Source organism: Mesorhizobium sp. B1-1-8 (assembly GCF_006442795.2).
In the GTDB taxonomy this organism is placed as follows: Bacteria; Pseudomonadota; Alphaproteobacteria; order Rhizobiales; family Rhizobiaceae; genus Mesorhizobium.
The window spans coordinates 1,359,277-1,372,754 of sequence record NZ_CP083956.1 but is presented as its reverse complement, the minus strand read 5'-3'; the positions used below and the strand labels follow the sequence as shown (position 1 = coordinate 1,372,754).

At 62.7% G+C, this 13,478-nt stretch carries 13 protein-coding genes; 6 read left to right on the top strand and 7 right to left on the bottom strand.

The window, feature by feature from the left end:
• The first annotated feature begins 266 nt into the window (after positions 1 to 266).
• Positions 267 to 1,754, top strand: coding sequence for a PAS domain S-box protein (locus tag FJ974_RS06775; protein ID WP_264296819.1), 1,488 nt, complete (start codon positions 267 to 269; stop codon positions 1,752 to 1,754).
• Positions 1,744 to 2,361, top strand: coding sequence for a response regulator FixJ (fixJ, locus tag FJ974_RS06770; protein ID WP_140533967.1), 618 nt, complete (start codon positions 1,744 to 1,746; stop codon positions 2,359 to 2,361). The genes FJ974_RS06775 and fixJ overlap by 11 nt, the downstream gene beginning before the upstream one ends.
• Before the next feature lie 32 nt (positions 2,362 to 2,393).
• On the opposite strand, the gene FJ974_RS06765 is transcribed toward fixJ, so the two are convergent.
• The gene (locus tag FJ974_RS06765; RefSeq protein WP_319023055.1) at positions 2,394 to 2,675 is read right to left on the bottom strand and encodes a hypothetical protein; all 282 of its coding nucleotides are present in this window, start codon (positions 2,673 to 2,675) and stop codon (positions 2,394 to 2,396) included.
• A 269-nt stretch (positions 2,676 to 2,944) separates the two neighbouring features.
• Between FJ974_RS06765 and FJ974_RS06760 the strand changes: the two genes are divergently transcribed.
• The gene (locus tag FJ974_RS06760; RefSeq protein WP_140533966.1) at positions 2,945 to 3,394 is read left to right on the top strand and encodes a pyridoxamine 5'-phosphate oxidase family protein; all 450 of its coding nucleotides are present in this window, start codon (positions 2,945 to 2,947) and stop codon (positions 3,392 to 3,394) included.
• 113 nt (positions 3,395 to 3,507) lie between these two features.
• On the opposite strand, the gene FJ974_RS30155 is transcribed toward FJ974_RS06760, so the two are convergent.
• The gene (locus tag FJ974_RS30155) at positions 3,508 to 3,642 is read right to left on the bottom strand and encodes a hypothetical protein (protein ID WP_264296805.1); all 135 of its coding nucleotides are present in this window, start codon (positions 3,640 to 3,642) and stop codon (positions 3,508 to 3,510) included.
• Positions 3,643 to 3,913: 271 nt separating this feature from the next.
• Here FJ974_RS30155 and FJ974_RS06755 point away from each other — a divergent pair, with 271 nt between their 5' ends.
• On the top strand, positions 3,914 to 4,561 hold the full coding sequence (locus FJ974_RS06755; RefSeq protein WP_140533965.1) for a helix-turn-helix domain-containing protein: 648 nt from the start codon (positions 3,914 to 3,916) through the stop codon (positions 4,559 to 4,561).
• A gap of 139 nt (positions 4,562 to 4,700) precedes the next feature.
• Here FJ974_RS06755 and FJ974_RS06750 read toward each other — a convergent pair whose 3' ends face one another.
• The 5 genes from FJ974_RS06750 to FJ974_RS06730 all read right to left on the bottom strand — a co-directional run bounded on the left by FJ974_RS06750 (position 4,701) and on the right by FJ974_RS06730 (position 9,368).
• Positions 4,701 to 5,165 (bottom strand): PP2C family protein-serine/threonine phosphatase, encoded by a 465-nt coding sequence (locus FJ974_RS06750; RefSeq protein WP_181177164.1) that lies wholly within the window; start codon positions 5,163 to 5,165, stop codon positions 4,701 to 4,703.
• Positions 5,089 to 5,946, bottom strand: coding sequence for a PP2C family protein-serine/threonine phosphatase (locus FJ974_RS06745; protein WP_181177163.1), 858 nt, complete (start codon positions 5,944 to 5,946; stop codon positions 5,089 to 5,091). The genes FJ974_RS06750 and FJ974_RS06745 overlap by 77 nt, the downstream gene beginning before the upstream one ends.
• Before the next feature lie 3 nt (positions 5,947 to 5,949).
• The gene (locus tag FJ974_RS06740; protein ID WP_140533963.1) at positions 5,950 to 6,453 is read right to left on the bottom strand and encodes a Rab family GTPase; all 504 of its coding nucleotides are present in this window, start codon (positions 6,451 to 6,453) and stop codon (positions 5,950 to 5,952) included.
• 2 nt (positions 6,454 to 6,455) lie between these two features.
• Entirely contained in the window at positions 6,456 to 8,648 is a 2,193-nt protein-coding gene (locus tag FJ974_RS06735; protein WP_140533962.1) for an OmpA family protein, read from the bottom strand.
• A gap of 66 nt (positions 8,649 to 8,714) precedes the next feature.
• Positions 8,715 to 9,368, bottom strand: a complete 654-nt coding sequence (locus tag FJ974_RS06730) for a hypothetical protein (RefSeq protein ID WP_140533961.1) — start codon at positions 9,366 to 9,368, stop codon at positions 8,715 to 8,717.
• A gap of 351 nt (positions 9,369 to 9,719) precedes the next feature.
• Between FJ974_RS06730 and FJ974_RS06725 the strand changes: the two genes are divergently transcribed.
• Together FJ974_RS06725 and FJ974_RS06720 are read left to right on the top strand one after the other, a co-directional pair.
• Positions 9,720 to 9,896, top strand: coding sequence for a hypothetical protein (locus tag FJ974_RS06725; RefSeq protein ID WP_181177162.1), 177 nt, complete (start codon positions 9,720 to 9,722; stop codon positions 9,894 to 9,896).
• Between the two features lie 122 nt (positions 9,897 to 10,018).
• Entirely contained in the window at positions 10,019 to 13,423 is a 3,405-nt protein-coding gene (locus FJ974_RS06720; RefSeq protein WP_140533960.1) for an acyl-[ACP]--phospholipid O-acyltransferase, read from the top strand.
• The last annotated feature ends 55 nt before the right edge of the window (positions 13,424 to 13,478 follow it).

Here is a 13,478-nt window from a genome sequence, read left to right as displayed (position 1 = left end):
AGGTCAAGGCACGTGCCGCCCTGGCGCTCGATAACGCTCGAAGGGTAAGAATGCATGCAGATTGCATTCTCTTTCTCGGGGCGCCTTGATACGGGTCAAAAGACACCGCGACTTCAGCCGAACGGTTTGCGCGCCGTGGGATGAGTGCTACATCAGCGGCCGCTGCTGTTTCTCAAATCCCGAGACTGTATGTGACCAGTAAAGCGCCAGCCTCAGCCAACGATGAAGTCGAGGCGACTTTGGCAGAACACGAGCTGCTCGCGCTTATGTTCGAGCAGGCCCCGGGCTTCATGACGCTGCTCAGCGAGCCGGGCCACGTCTTCCAACTGACCAATGGCGCCTATCAGCGACTTATTGGCCACAGGGAGGTCATCGGGAAATCGGTACGGGAGGCTTTACCGGAGCTTGCGGGTCAAGGCTTCTTCGAATTGCTGGACCGTGTAAGCGACACCGGGGAGCCCTATGTTGGCCGCGGCGTCAAAGTCGTCCTTCGCAACGCCCAGGACGCACCTGCCGAAGAACGCATCCTGGACTTCGTCTACCAGCCGATCAGAGCCGAGGACGGCCGCATCACGGCGATTTTTGTCCAAGGCACCGATGTCAGCGAGCTGTCGTTTGCCAACGCGGCACTCCAGTTGCGCGAAGACCACCTGCGTTCCATCCTGGCGACGGTGCCCGACGCAATGGTGGTCATCGACGAACGGGGTCTCATACAATCTTTCAGCACGGCGGCTGAAGTCCTGTTCGGCTACAAGTCCAATGAAGTCATCGGCCTGAATGTCAGTTTGCTGATGCCTTCGCCCTATCGGGAGGAGCACGACGCTTATGTGCAGCGTTACCTGACGACCGGAGAGCGCCGCATCATCGGGCTCGGCCGCACGGTGACCGGAATGCGCAAGAATGGCTCGACCTTCCCGATGGAACTTGCCGTCGGCGAGATGCACCCCGGCACCGGCCGTTTCTTTACCGGCTTCTGTCGCGATCTGACCGAACGTCACAGGGCGGAAGCCAGAATCCAGGAGCAGCAGCAGGAGCTCCTGCACATGGCACGGTTTACGGCCCTCGGCGAAATGGCCTCGACGCTGGCACATGAAATCAACCAGCCGTTGACCGCCATCACGAACTATCTGAAGGGAAGCCGCCGGCTCCTCGAAAAAAGCAGGGAAGAAAACGCGGTCATGTTGCGGGACGCTGTCGAGAAGGCGTCCGAGCAGGCTTTGCGGGCGGGGGACGTCATCCGCCACCTGAGGGATTTCGTCGCCCGGGGCGAAAGCGAGCGTCAGGTCGAACGTCTCTCGGCGATTATCGAGGAGGCCTCGTCCCTTGGCCTGGTCGGGGTCAGGGAGGCAGACGTGCGCGTCAGCTACGACCTTGATCCCGCCGCGGAGCTGGTCCTGACCGACCGCATCCAGATCCAGCAGGTTCTGCTCAACCTGATGCGAAATGCGGTGGAGGCGATGCAGGGCGCCCCACGCCGGGAATTGCACGTGGCCACCGCGGCGCGCCATGACGGAATGGTGGAGGTGAGCGTGATCGATACCGGCTCTGGCCTGGCGCCGGAGGTCTCCACCCAGCTTTTCCAGCCTTTCGTCACTACCAAGAAGCAGGGCATGGGTGTCGGCCTGTCTATTTGCCGCACTATCGTCGAATCGCATGGCGGTCATATCTGGGCCGAGGCAATGCCTGCCGGAGGAACCGCGTTCCGTTTCACCTTGCGTGTCGTGGAGAAGGAAGAGGTCGCCGATGACCGGTAGTGCTGATGTGGTGCATGTAGTCGATGACGACGTCGATGTTCGCAAGTCGCTGGGCTTTCTTCTCGCAACGGCCGACTTTGCAGTACGGCTTTACGAGTCGGCGACAGCTTTTTTGGCAACGGTGCCCAAGGATATCGACGGCTGCATTGTCACTGATGTGCGCATGCCCGGCATCGACGGTATCGAACTGCTGCGGCAGCTCAGAAGCCGCGGGCATGCCGTACCCGTCATCGTGATGACGGGACATGCCGACGTGGCGCTCGCCGTGCAGGCAATGAAGGAAGGCGCCGCCGATTTCATCGAGAAACCGTTTGACGACCAGCTGCTCATCGATGCGATCCACTCGGCCCTTGGCAATCGCAGTCATTCCGGTGCCGCGCACCCGCAAACTGCCGAAATCCGGAAGAACCTGTCTACGCTTTCGGAGCGGGAGCGCCAGGTGCTCGACGGCCTTGTCTCGGGCCTTCCGAACAAGACGATCGCCTATGATCTCGGAATCAGCCCGCGCACGGTCGAAATCCATCGCGCCAACGTCATGAGCAAAATGGGCGCCGGCAGCCTGTCGCATCTGGTGCGGATGGCATTGATTGCCGACCCCAAGCATTAGCAGCACAAAGACCTGACGCGCGTTTGGCGATTCTAAGCTGAACCGCTCTCCGGCAAACTGCCGAGCGAATCCGTCTGGTCTTTCCTCGATTTCCATTCACGCCAATGGGTTGGGCGAATATCGACGAGCGCCCCGGTGATGGTGTCCCTCCACCACCCGTCGCGTACTTTTTCGCAGGGGAATACCAGCGCGTGCAAGCCTTCCTGGTCCATGACGGCCAGTTCCAGACTGCGACCAAACGGGGCGGTGGCGATGAGATTCCACATCCGGCGACTGTGACCGTGAGGTGCGTTCTCCGCTTTGATCTGAATCACTTTTCCATTGCCAACTGCCGCAGCCGACCGCACCGAGGGCAGTCGACATATTGACGATGGCGCTGTTGCCCGCCGGCCTTTTGATCGTGATCAAAGGGCGTCCGCCGGGATCCGGCTATTCTGGCTGGCGAAAGTGACGCCGACCTCTTGCCCACGGGAAGCCGACACGAAGCGCCGCTCGCCTCGTGCAGCGACTGGAAACGCCGGTCACGAAAGCCTCGAAGAAACAGCGCCACAGGACTGTTGCAAGGAATTAGGAGGATGCGTCCATGCTGATCCGCACACTCTCAAACTTGGAATGCACCAAGGTGTTGATAGCGGCCCGCCTCGGTCGACTGGCGTGCGCCAATGGCGGCCAGCCTTATGTCGTGCCGTTCTATTACACCTACGCAGACAATCACCTTTATGCGTTCTCCATGCCAGGCAAGAAGATCGACTGGATGCGCGCCAACCCGCTCGTGTCGGTGCAGGTCGATGAACGCGGGACCGGGCGAGGATGGCGGAGCGTTGTTGTCGACGGACGCTACGAGGAACTTCCCGATCGGATTGGATACAAAGTCCAGCGCGACCGCGCCTGGACACTGCTGAGCAAGCACAGCAACTGGTGGGAACCCGGCGCGCTGAAGCCTGGCACGCCTCCGGTCGCGGACGACCTGCCGCATGTTTTCTTCCGCATTTTCGTCACGGACATTTCGGGACGGGAAGCGACCGAGGCCTGATCCTCCAAAACGAACCGTTCTGGCGACAATGATGTCGTAGCGGCCGGCGCCAAAGACGCCACCCGATAAATTCCGGCATCTCCGGATGGCCGAGATTCCTTCCGCCGAGCGCCTCACGGCCAAAACGATAGCTTGCTGAAACGAGGCGGGTGCCTCTTGGCCGAGGCCAGTTGGTAACAGGCCCCTGCTCCGGCGAGATAGGCAAAGCCGAGCATGGCAGCCCAGAGAACAATGATGTCGGTGGTCATGGCCAAAATCCCTTCGTTGCCTGATCCAACCATGACAGAGCGGTTCCGCGGGGACATTGATCCCAATCAAGCCTGTGCCATCGGCAGGCGCTCATCGAATTAGCCCGTCCCACAACTCCAACCCGCATCCGCCGACAACGCCGGCTTTGACCTTGGTCAAGGCGACCGGCGCGACAGACAACTAGGTACTTTCCCTTAGGGACATAACCGAATTTCCGGACCGTGGGATTTAAGCGATTGCTGCGTCACGAATTCACAAGGGACCGCAGCCATGTACGCCCAAGTCAACGCCAAGATCGAACTGAGTTCGTATCTTCCCCGCCAGGGTCTCTCGCACGCCTTCGACGGCGTATCCGCCCAGCCGGTCAGCTACTTCCCTGCGGGTAGGGAAATCTATGCTCAGGGCGAAAAGGCCGGCGCGCTCTACCAGGTCGAGTTCGGCGCAGTGCGCATCTACCGCTTGCTTGCCGATGGCCGCAGGCAGATCAGCGCCTTTCATCTTGCCGGGGAAACATTCGGCTTCGAGGGAGACACCACGCATCATTTCTTCGCCGAAGCGATCAACGCGACCGGCGTCCGCGTCTATCGCATTGCCTCTGCAGCCGATATGTCCCGCCAGCTTCTGCCTTTGGCGCTGAAGGGATTGACGAGGGCGCAGGAACATCTCCTGGTCCTCGGCCGCCAAAATGCCATCGAACGCGTCGCGGCCTTCTTGGTCGACATGGTGGAAAGGCAGGGCGGCCTGCGGCAGGTCGATCTGCCAATGTCCCGGATCGATATCGGCGACTATCTCGGCCTCACCATCGAAACCGTGTCGCGGGTGTTCACTAGGCTGAAGGAAAAAGGTGTCATCAGGCTGCTCAGCCTGCGTAGCATTGAAATCGTCAAGCACGATGCCCTGCGCGATATGAGCGAGTGAACCGTGGAGCTAAACCATGAAACTGCCGACGGGTTGTCAAGAAAGCGGCCTCCATGCTGAGCATCGTGTCTCCAGCAAAATATTGCCCGGAAGACGCGGGCTGGAGATCTGAAACGACGCGGTCGGTGACTCGGTTGAGTCAGGGATCCGTTCGGTCTTCGAACCCGACCAGGATCGCCGCGATATCGTCCGATTGCGGGCCGCCGGCTTCGAACGTCCGTACCTGCGTCAGCAGTCGATGCAGGAGCGGTCCCTTGCGTTGGTCGCCATGAGCGATCAAGGTCGCCACCCTGTCATCCCCGAACATCCTTTGTGAAGGATCCATGGCCTCCGTGATGCCGTCGGTGACGATCAGAAGTTCATCGCCCACCCGAAGTTCGACGGTGGCGGATTCATACGTTTCGTCTTCCATAACGCCGAGCGGCATGCCGCCGGCGGCCTCCAGGCGCTCGACGGTCCCATCGGCCCGCCGCAGAAACGGCGGCACGTGACCTGCGCGGACATAGGTCAGGCGGTTCGTGGTCCCGTCATAGGCGGCGATCAGCAAGGTTACGAACATCAGGTTCGAGTTGCCTTGCGACAGCGCCACGTTGACGAACTGCACGGCCTGCTCCGGATTTCGAAAAAGCGACGAAGCATCCGGCCGCGCCGCAATGCCTCTGAACAGGGCGGGTCCTTGCCATCATCAGCGCCGCGCCGGCGCCCTTGTCCGAGACGTCGCCCAGCACGAGGATGAGGAGGTCGTTGTCGATGCGGAAGTGATCGACCAGGTCGCCGCCGACTTCCCTGGCCGGCTCAAGGATGACGTGCACAGTCAAGGCATGATCGCCGATCAGGCCACGGAAGGTCGCCGGCGCCAGCGCAAGCTGCAGCGTGCGCGCTTCCTCGAGCTCGATCTGTTTGCGGCGCAACTCCTCGCGAACGGCGGCATGGGCGACGACCAGTTCCTGCTGGGCTTCCATCAGCGCCGCATTGGTCGCTTCAAGGCGCCGGTTGAGCAGCGCTTCCTTCTCCTGCAGCAGCGTCACGTCATACGCCTTCTGCTGCATGCGGCGGGCTGCGTCGCGGCTGGCCGTCACATCGAGCAGGATCACCCACACGCTGCCGTCGTCGAGATGGAAATGGAAATCGGCCGCACGGCCATTGTCCAGTTCTACCGAAGGGAAAAGATAGGGCGTCTCGGCCAGCGGCAGCAATCCTTCCAGGAAAAAGACCTGGTCGATGGCCGGCTCGCCGAGCCGCAGGTCCGCCAACCCGTAGTGATCGAGATGCCCGCCGGCATTGATCAGGTTGAGCGCGGAATCAACCTCGAGATAGGCGGCCGCCCGCTCCTGGAAGGTCAGTTCCGGCAGCCGCAGGGCCACGCTATGGGGCAGCTCTTCCATGCCTTAGCTCGTCACACGGACGGCGAGGTCCCGGAAAGCCTCCTCGACGCCTTCGCCGGTTCGCGCGCTGCTCGATCGAACCCATAAGCCATTCTTGCGGAGTTTGGCGACGTCGTCGTCGCCAATCACCCACTGGTCCGTGAGATCGTTCTTGTTGAGCAGCAGCGCAAACGGCAGGGAACCGAATTCCGCTTCGACTCGCTGCTGGATCGACAACGCGACATCGAGTGTCGAGCGGCGCGTCCCGTCGGCCACCAGCAGATAGCCCGAGGCGCCGCGCAGATAGCTCAGGCGCAACGAGGCCAGGTCGTCCTCGCCCGCCAGGTCCCAAAGGATCAGGTTCACCGTGCGGCCATCGAGGTCCACCGTCTTCTTGTCGATCTTGACGCCGACCGTCGTGAGGTAGGTATCGGAGAAGACGCTGCTGACGAAGCGCCTGACGAGGCTGGTCTTGCCGACCGAGAAGCCGCCAAGCATGCACAGTTTCTTTTGCAGGGAAGCATTCATGGCTATTCGTCGATCCCTAAACTGAATGAAACGCGGCGGTTGGCCGACCGCGCCGCGTCGGAAGTCTCTTCCTGCAGCGGTTCGAGCGCGCCGGCACCGCGCACCGCAAGCAGATCCGGATTGACGCCGCGCTTCTTCAGCAGCGCCCGCACCACCTCAGCCCGCGCCACGCTCAGCGAAAGATTGGAGGTGCCCTGGCCGGCGGAATCGGCATGCCCGATCAAGGTAACCCTGGTGCTCACACCCATCGAGGAGGATAACGATGCCACTTGCTTGATGTCCTCGGCCTGCGCGTCGAGGACTGCGTCCTGGCCCGCCCCCGGCAACGAGCCACCGGCATCGAAGTGGATGCTGCGAGCCTGGATTTTATCGCGCAGATCGCCGATCGCCCCCTCGTACAGATCACGCACCGCACTGAGATCAAGAACGGAGGGACCCGACGGCAGCATGCGGCCAGCCAGACGCGCACGCTCGAGCCAACGCGGCGAGGCCGATCCTTCCGCAACGATACGGCCGTCGTCGACCCTGAGCGTCACGGTCGGCGGCAGGTCGAGCGAGGCCTGCAGCCGCTTCAGGACGAATTGCGGATCCAGCGCCTGATAGGGGGACCAGCGGCTGACCACCTGGGCAGGATCGACCTTTGCCTCGCTGAGCAGCAATTCCGGATCGACAGCGAGCGGGTCGCGCAGGCCGGTGATGAAGTACTTGCCGTCGCGCCGGCCCGTCTCGGTGATGACGACACCGGGTTCGGCGCGAAGCCAGCGGACGTAGCCTGCCCAGAGCCGCGCCCCCGCTTCTTCGGTGTCATGCAGCTGGGAGACATCGAAGACAAGCGCGCCTGTCGGCAACATCCGGGCGGCCTCGCGCGCACGCTCGAGCCATGCCGTCGAAGCCGATCCATGCGCGACAATGCGGTCGCCCTCGAGCGCGAGCCCCACCGTCGGTGGCGGATCGAGGGATGCCTGGAGCCGCGCCAGGACGAATTGCGGCTGCATGGCTTCGTATGGCGCCCACCGGCTGATGACACTTTGCGAATCGATCCCGATCTGGCGCAACACCATTTGCGGATCAGGCGCCAGCGGGTCGCGCAGACCGGAAACCACATATTTGCCGTCGCGCCGGCCCGCTTCGGTGACGACGATGCCGGGCTCGGCCTGCAATTGCGCGATATAGGTCTGCCAGAGCCGATCGCGATCCCAGGATCGGGAGATGAACGCTCCTGCCAGCATCAGCACCACCGCCAGCCAGGCCACGATCATCACCCGGCTGAAATTGGCCCGTGGTGGCGCCGGCTGCCGCAGCGCCACACATTGGCGCAATTCGGCCTCGACCTCGGCGAAACCGTCGCTGTCGCCGTCGAAGCTTTCCAGCGCCTGGTGGCGCTCGGCGTGGATGCGGGACAGCGCATGGCGCAGCGTTTCGTACAATTGCTCCGGCGGATCGCCGCGGATCACCGCCACCAGCATGGCGAACGGGCCCGGTTCGCACCACAGCCTGAGTTCCCCCAGCCGCGCTGCGTCAAGCCCTTGCTTCTCCGCGCCGAAGGAATCGCGCACGAAATCCTGGATGGCGACCAGCATCGAGGAGACCAGTTGCGGATCCTGGCTGGCCGCATTCTCGGCCGCGGCGTGGCAGATCAGCAGCCCGGTATGGCCGTGGATCAGAAAGACATGCTCGACCTGATAGACGAGCGAGTGCTTGAGCACGACCTCGGCGAAGGAAACGCCGGTGCGCCAGGCTTCCCAGCGCCATTTGAGCCCGCGCCAGGTGAGGCTGTATTTCAATGTCTGATTGAGCGACTGGAAGGTCGCGGCGATCGTCTCGCGGATCGACTTGCCGATCGTCGGCACGATCACTGGATAAAGGATGTCGACGAGCGTTCGCGGATTGTTGCGGATCGAACGCTCCGTGGCCTTCTCCATGGCAGGCGCCAGGACCTGTCCGAGCCGAGGATCGGCGGTTGCCTCGGCAATGGCGGTCGGCAGGACGCGGCCAACCGCTGCCGCCAGCTTTTCGGGATCCTCCAGCACGTCCTGCAGCCGCGACAGCACCTCGATCTCGCGGCCGACCAGCAGCGTCCTGAGCTGCTCCAGCCGCAGATCGCTGGCGTGGATGCCGTTCCGCTCGGCGCGGAGCTCCGGCCGCAGGTCATGGGCGATTTCGAGCAGGAGCCCCGCCAGCACCTTGCGATCCATCCCGGGCTCGTCCGGGATGGGAAAAGGCCTTTCAACGGCTGGCGATGCACTCACCACGAGAGCAGATCAACTGGCCGGCCAGCCGCGAAATGGCTCAGCTCCGCTCTTGCCGATGCCCTTCTGCCCCATATCCTGGCTGAGGGCCTTGGCGACCTCGACGAAAAGTCCGGCAAGCAAATTGCGGTCCGTCTTCACATTGCTCAGCTCGGAGAACATCTTCTCGATCGCGTGCTGGAGGTCCTCGTTCTTGCGCTTGATATCCTCGCGCAGCGCATGCGCTTCTTGCGTCAGGCGGTCGGCTATGTCCCGTTCGAGCTGGCTCAATTGGTCCGACACCGAGCGCAGCCGCTTCTCCAGGGCCTGATTTTGCTCGCGCAGCGTCCGATCGATGTCCTTATCCGCCTCGGCACGAGAATCCTTCTCCTCGCGCAGCTGGCTGGCAATCGAATCCACCTGTTTTTTCGCATTCGATTCGAATGCGCTGAGATTGCGTGACGTTTCCGTCTCGACGTCCTTGAAACGCTGGAGAAACCGTTCCTCCAGCTTGGTGAACCGCTTGTCGTAGTCCTGCATCTGATTGCCGAACAGCAGGTCGCGGATCTTGTCCACCCCCACCGCTTCGCCCCCGAGAAGCGAGCCGTTGGCCGCCTCTGCGAGCGCTCCGGAATCAATCGCCTCAGCACCGGGTTGAGCGTTTGATTGTATTGATTTCACAGCCATTCTGCACCTCCGCACTTATTTGACGCTTGTTATACGAAGGTTTTGCGAAGGTTTGCTGAAATAGAGCTGCCCATCACATGACACTCGCTGCCCGCGACCTCTGCACGCTCCGGCAGCCGGTCACCGGGCATGTGCCCGACGTCGTCTTCGCCCGCAAGCCGGAGACCGTTATTGCCGCGCTGTGGCCGCTTGCCGCCAACTCAAAAGGATCAGGCTGGGCGCACCTCGTCTGTCTCCCGGCCATTGACCTTCCCTGCAGGCAGTTTTTGAACGGCGTTCATTTCTCGCTTGAACGCTGTTCAAAATATGCTATGTTCACTCGTGAACGATGTTCATCTGGAGGAAAACAGAATGCTGAAGGCAGATTTTGCGCTTGTGCGCGGCGACCGTTTCCTGCCTGAAACGGGCCGCCGCCCGGCCAACTTAACCCTGAAACGCAAGGATCATATCGACGGTCCGCAACAGCTGCGGCCTCAAGATACCAAAAGGTCGTGGAATACATTCGTCATGGCCTGTTTTGCCCCCTGAAGGATGTCAGTCGTAGTAACGAAATGTAACCGGGTTGCCGATACAATAACCCCCAAGCCGCGCAAGCAACCGCTGATCCGTCCAGCCCGGATTGATTAACGATCTTGCCAATGGAAAGCGCCATGAACAATCACCTGATGACATCGCGGCGCTTTGCGCCCCTCTTCTGGACGCAATTCCTGTCCGCCTTCAATGACAATTTCCTGAAGAACACGCTGGTGTTCCTCATTCTCTTCACGCTTGCGGCCGATCAGGCAGCGTCGCTGGTGACCCTGGCGGGCGCTGTTTTCATGGCCCCCTTCCTGCTGCTTTCGGCGCTTGGCGGCGAGATCGCCGACCGCTTCGACAAGGCGCTCATCGCCCGCCGGCTGAAATTCACCGAGATCGCCGCCGCTGCCGTCGCCGTGGTCGGTATCGCGCTGTCGTCGATACCGGTGCTGATGACGGCGCTGCTCATGTTCGGCATCATCTCGGCGCTGTTCGGGCCGATCAAATACGGCATCCTGCCGGATCACCTCGAACGCAAGGAACTGCCCAAAGCCAACGCCTGGATCGAATCGGCCACCTTTGCCGCGATCCTCGGCGGCACCATCGCCGGCGGCGTCGTTTCCGCCGACGGCATCGGCGTCGCGGTCTTCGGGCCGATCATGATGGCGCTCGCCGTCGGCTGCTGGTTCGTCAGCCGCTACATCCCGTCCACCGGTTCGGCGGCTCCAAACCTCATCATCGACAGGAACATCTTCCGCTCGACCTGGCGTCAGGTCAGCGAATTGCGCACCGACACGCGCATCTGGCGCGCCGGACTGATGACCTCCTGGTTCTGGCTGGTCGGGGCCATCGTGCTTTCGATCCTGCCTGCGCTGATCAAGGATTCGCTGGGCGGCAACGAAATCGCGGTCACCGCCTATCTCGCGGTCTTTGCCGTCTCGATCGCCATCGGTTCCGCCATTGCCGCATGGATGTCGCAGGGACGCATGGTGCTCTTGCCGGCGCCGTTCGGCACGGCACTGCTCGCGCTGTTCGGCCTTGACCTCGCCTGGGCCATCTGGAGCATGCAGCCTTCGCCCCGGGCCGAAACCCTGGCGGCGTTCTTCGCCGGGCCGAACACCATCCGGGTTGCATTCGACCTCGCCGGCATGGCCATTGCAGGCGCCTTCCTTGTGGTGCCGACCTTCGCCGCCGTACAGGCCTGGTCGCCGGAGGAGCGCCGCGCCCGCGTCGTCGCCGCCGTCAGCATCGTCAACGCCGGCTTCATGACGGTGGGCGGCATCCTCGTCGCCGCCATCCAGGCAGCCGGCGTCTCCATTGCCGGCATCCTGTTCGGCCTCGTCATGTTCAACGCCATCGCCGCCTGGCTGATGCTCAAATACCTGCCGACGAACCCCTTCCGCGATTTCGTCTCCATCCTGTTCCGCGCCTTCCTTCGCCTGGAAGTGGTGGGACTGGAGAACCTCAAGGCGGCCGGCAAGGCACCCATTCTGGCGCTCAACCATGTCAGCTTCCTCGACGGCCCGCTGGCGCTGACGCTGACCGACGAGGAGCCGGTCTTCGCCATCGATTACACGATCGCCAAGGCCTGGTGGGTGAAGCCGTTCCTGAAACTCACGCGCGCCTTGCCGCTCAATCCGGCCAAGCCGATGTCGACCCGCACGCTGATCAAGACCGTGCAGGGCGGCGATCCGCTGGTCATCTTCCCGGAAGGCCGCCTCACCGTGACCGGCAGCCTGATGAAGGTCTATGACGGCGCCGCCATGGTCGCCGACAAGACCGGCTCGATGGTCGTGCCGGTGCGCATCGACGGGCTGGAAAAGAGCCCGTTCTCGCGGCTGACCGCGCAGCATGTGCGCCGGCGCCTGTTCCCGAAGGTCAAGGTGACCATCCTGGAGCCGGTGAAGCTCGACGTCCCGCAGGATCTCAAAGGCCGCCGGCGTCGCATCGCGGCGGGCGAGGCGCTGTATGAGGTCATGTCGGATCTCGTCTTCCGCACCCAGGATATCGACAAGACGGTGCTGGAAAAGATCATCGAGACGGCCAACGAGCGCGGCATGAAGAAGCTTGCCGTCGAGGACCCGGTCACCGGTTCGCTGAGCTATGGCAAGCTGCTCACCGCGGCCGCCATCCTCGGCGAGAAGTTCAAGACACTTTATGCCGATCAGCAGACGCTGGGCATCATGCTGCCCAATGCCAACGGCTCCTGCGCCACCCTGCTCGGCGTCATGTCGGCCGGCAAGGTGCCGGCGATGATCAACTTCACCGCCGGCGCCGCGAACATCCTTTCGGCTTGCAAGGCGGCCGAAGTGCGCACGGTGCTCACATCCCGCGCCTTTGTCGAGCAGGCAAAGCTCGGCGCGGTCATCGAGGAAATCGGCCGCTCGGTCGACATCGTCTGGCTCGACGACCTCAGGGCCACCATCGGCCTCAAGGACAAGCTGCTCGGGCTGTTGCGCAAGTCGACGCCGCGGGTCGCGCGCAAGGCCGACGATCCGGCGGCGATCCTGTTCACATCGGGTTCGGAAGGCACGCCCAAGGGCGTGGTGCTCACCCACCGCAACATTCTCGCCAACGCCGCCCAGGCCGCCTCGCGCATCGACTTCCACGCGGGCGACAAGGTGTTCAACGTTCTGCCGATCTTCCACTCCTTCGGCATGACGGCGGGCACGGTGCTGCCGCTGATCTCGGGCGTGCCGGTGTTCTTCTATCCCTCGCCGCTGCACTACCGCATCGTCCCGGAACTGATCTATGTATCGAATGCCACGATCGTCTTCGGCACCGATACCTTCCTCAGCGGCTATGCGCGCACGGCGCACCCCTACGACTTCCGCTCGGTGCGCTACTGCTTTGCCGGCGCCGAACCGGTCAAGGCCGCGACGCGCACGGCCTATATGGAGAAGTTCGGCCTGCGCATCCTCGAGGGCTATGGCGTGACCGAAACGGCGCCGGTGATCGCCATCAACACGCCGATGTACAGCAAGTCGGGCAGCGTCGGCAAAATCATGCCCGGCATGGAGTATCGACTGGAGCCGGTGCCCGGCGTCGAGGAAGGCGGACGGCTGTTCGTGCGCGGTCCCAATGTCATGGCGGGCTATCTGCGCGCCGAAAAGCCAGGCGTGCTGGAACCGCTGCAAGACGGCTGGCACGACACCGGCGACGTCGTCACCGTCGACGGGGCGGGCTTCATCACCATCCGCGGCCGCGCCAAGCGCTTCGCCAAGATCGGCGGCGAGATGATCTCGCTGGCCGCGGTCGAGGCGCTGGCAGGCGAATTGTGGAAAGGATCGCTGTCGGCCGTCGCTTCCGTGCCGGATGCGCGCAAGGGTGAGAAGCTGATCCTCATCACCGAGGCCCCCCGCGCCACACGCGCGGAATTTCTGAGTTTCGCCAAGGCGAATGGCGCCATGGACCTGATGGTGCCGGCCGAAGTGCGCGTCGTGCAGAAAGTGCCGGTCCTCGGCTCCGGCAAGCTCGACTTCGCCGGCGTGACCAGGATGGTGCGCAGCGAAGAAGATATGAAGATCGAAGCAGCTTGATCGGAATGAAGGAGAAGGCAGGTTGCCGTCTCAACCCGCAGCGAAGCGGGTGCCG

What these genes read in the sequence shown, in the direction of transcription:
- FJ974_RS06775 (WP_264296819.1), top strand. Translation starts at nt 267, where the DNA reads ATGTTCGAGCAGGCCCCGGGCTTCATGACGCTGCTCAGCGAGCCGGGC.
- fixJ (WP_140533967.1), top strand. Translation starts at nt 1,744, where the DNA reads ATGACCGGTAGTGCTGATGTGGTGCATGTAGTCGATGACGACGTCGAT.
- FJ974_RS06760 (WP_140533966.1), top strand. Translation starts at nt 2,945, where the DNA reads ATGCTGATCCGCACACTCTCAAACTTGGAATGCACCAAGGTGTTGATA.
- FJ974_RS30155 (WP_264296805.1), bottom strand. Translation starts at nt 3,642, where the DNA reads ATGACCACCGACATCATTGTTCTCTGGGCTGCCATGCTCGGCTTTGCC.
- FJ974_RS06755 (WP_140533965.1), top strand. Translation starts at nt 3,914, where the DNA reads ATGTACGCCCAAGTCAACGCCAAGATCGAACTGAGTTCGTATCTTCCC.
- FJ974_RS06745 (WP_181177163.1), bottom strand. Translation starts at nt 5,946, where the DNA reads ATGGAAGAGCTGCCCCATAGCGTGGCCCTGCGGCTGCCGGAACTGACC.
- FJ974_RS06740 (WP_140533963.1), bottom strand. Translation starts at nt 6,453, where the DNA reads ATGAATGCTTCCCTGCAAAAGAAACTGTGCATGCTTGGCGGCTTCTCG.
- FJ974_RS06735 (WP_140533962.1), bottom strand. Translation starts at nt 8,648, where the DNA reads ATGGATCGCAAGGTGCTGGCGGGGCTCCTGCTCGAAATCGCCCATGAC.
- FJ974_RS06730 (WP_140533961.1), bottom strand. Translation starts at nt 9,368, where the DNA reads ATGGCTGTGAAATCAATACAATCAAACGCTCAACCCGGTGCTGAGGCG.
- FJ974_RS06725 (WP_181177162.1), top strand. Translation starts at nt 9,720, where the DNA reads ATGCTGAAGGCAGATTTTGCGCTTGTGCGCGGCGACCGTTTCCTGCCT.
- FJ974_RS06720 (WP_140533960.1), top strand. Translation starts at nt 10,019, where the DNA reads ATGAACAATCACCTGATGACATCGCGGCGCTTTGCGCCCCTCTTCTGG.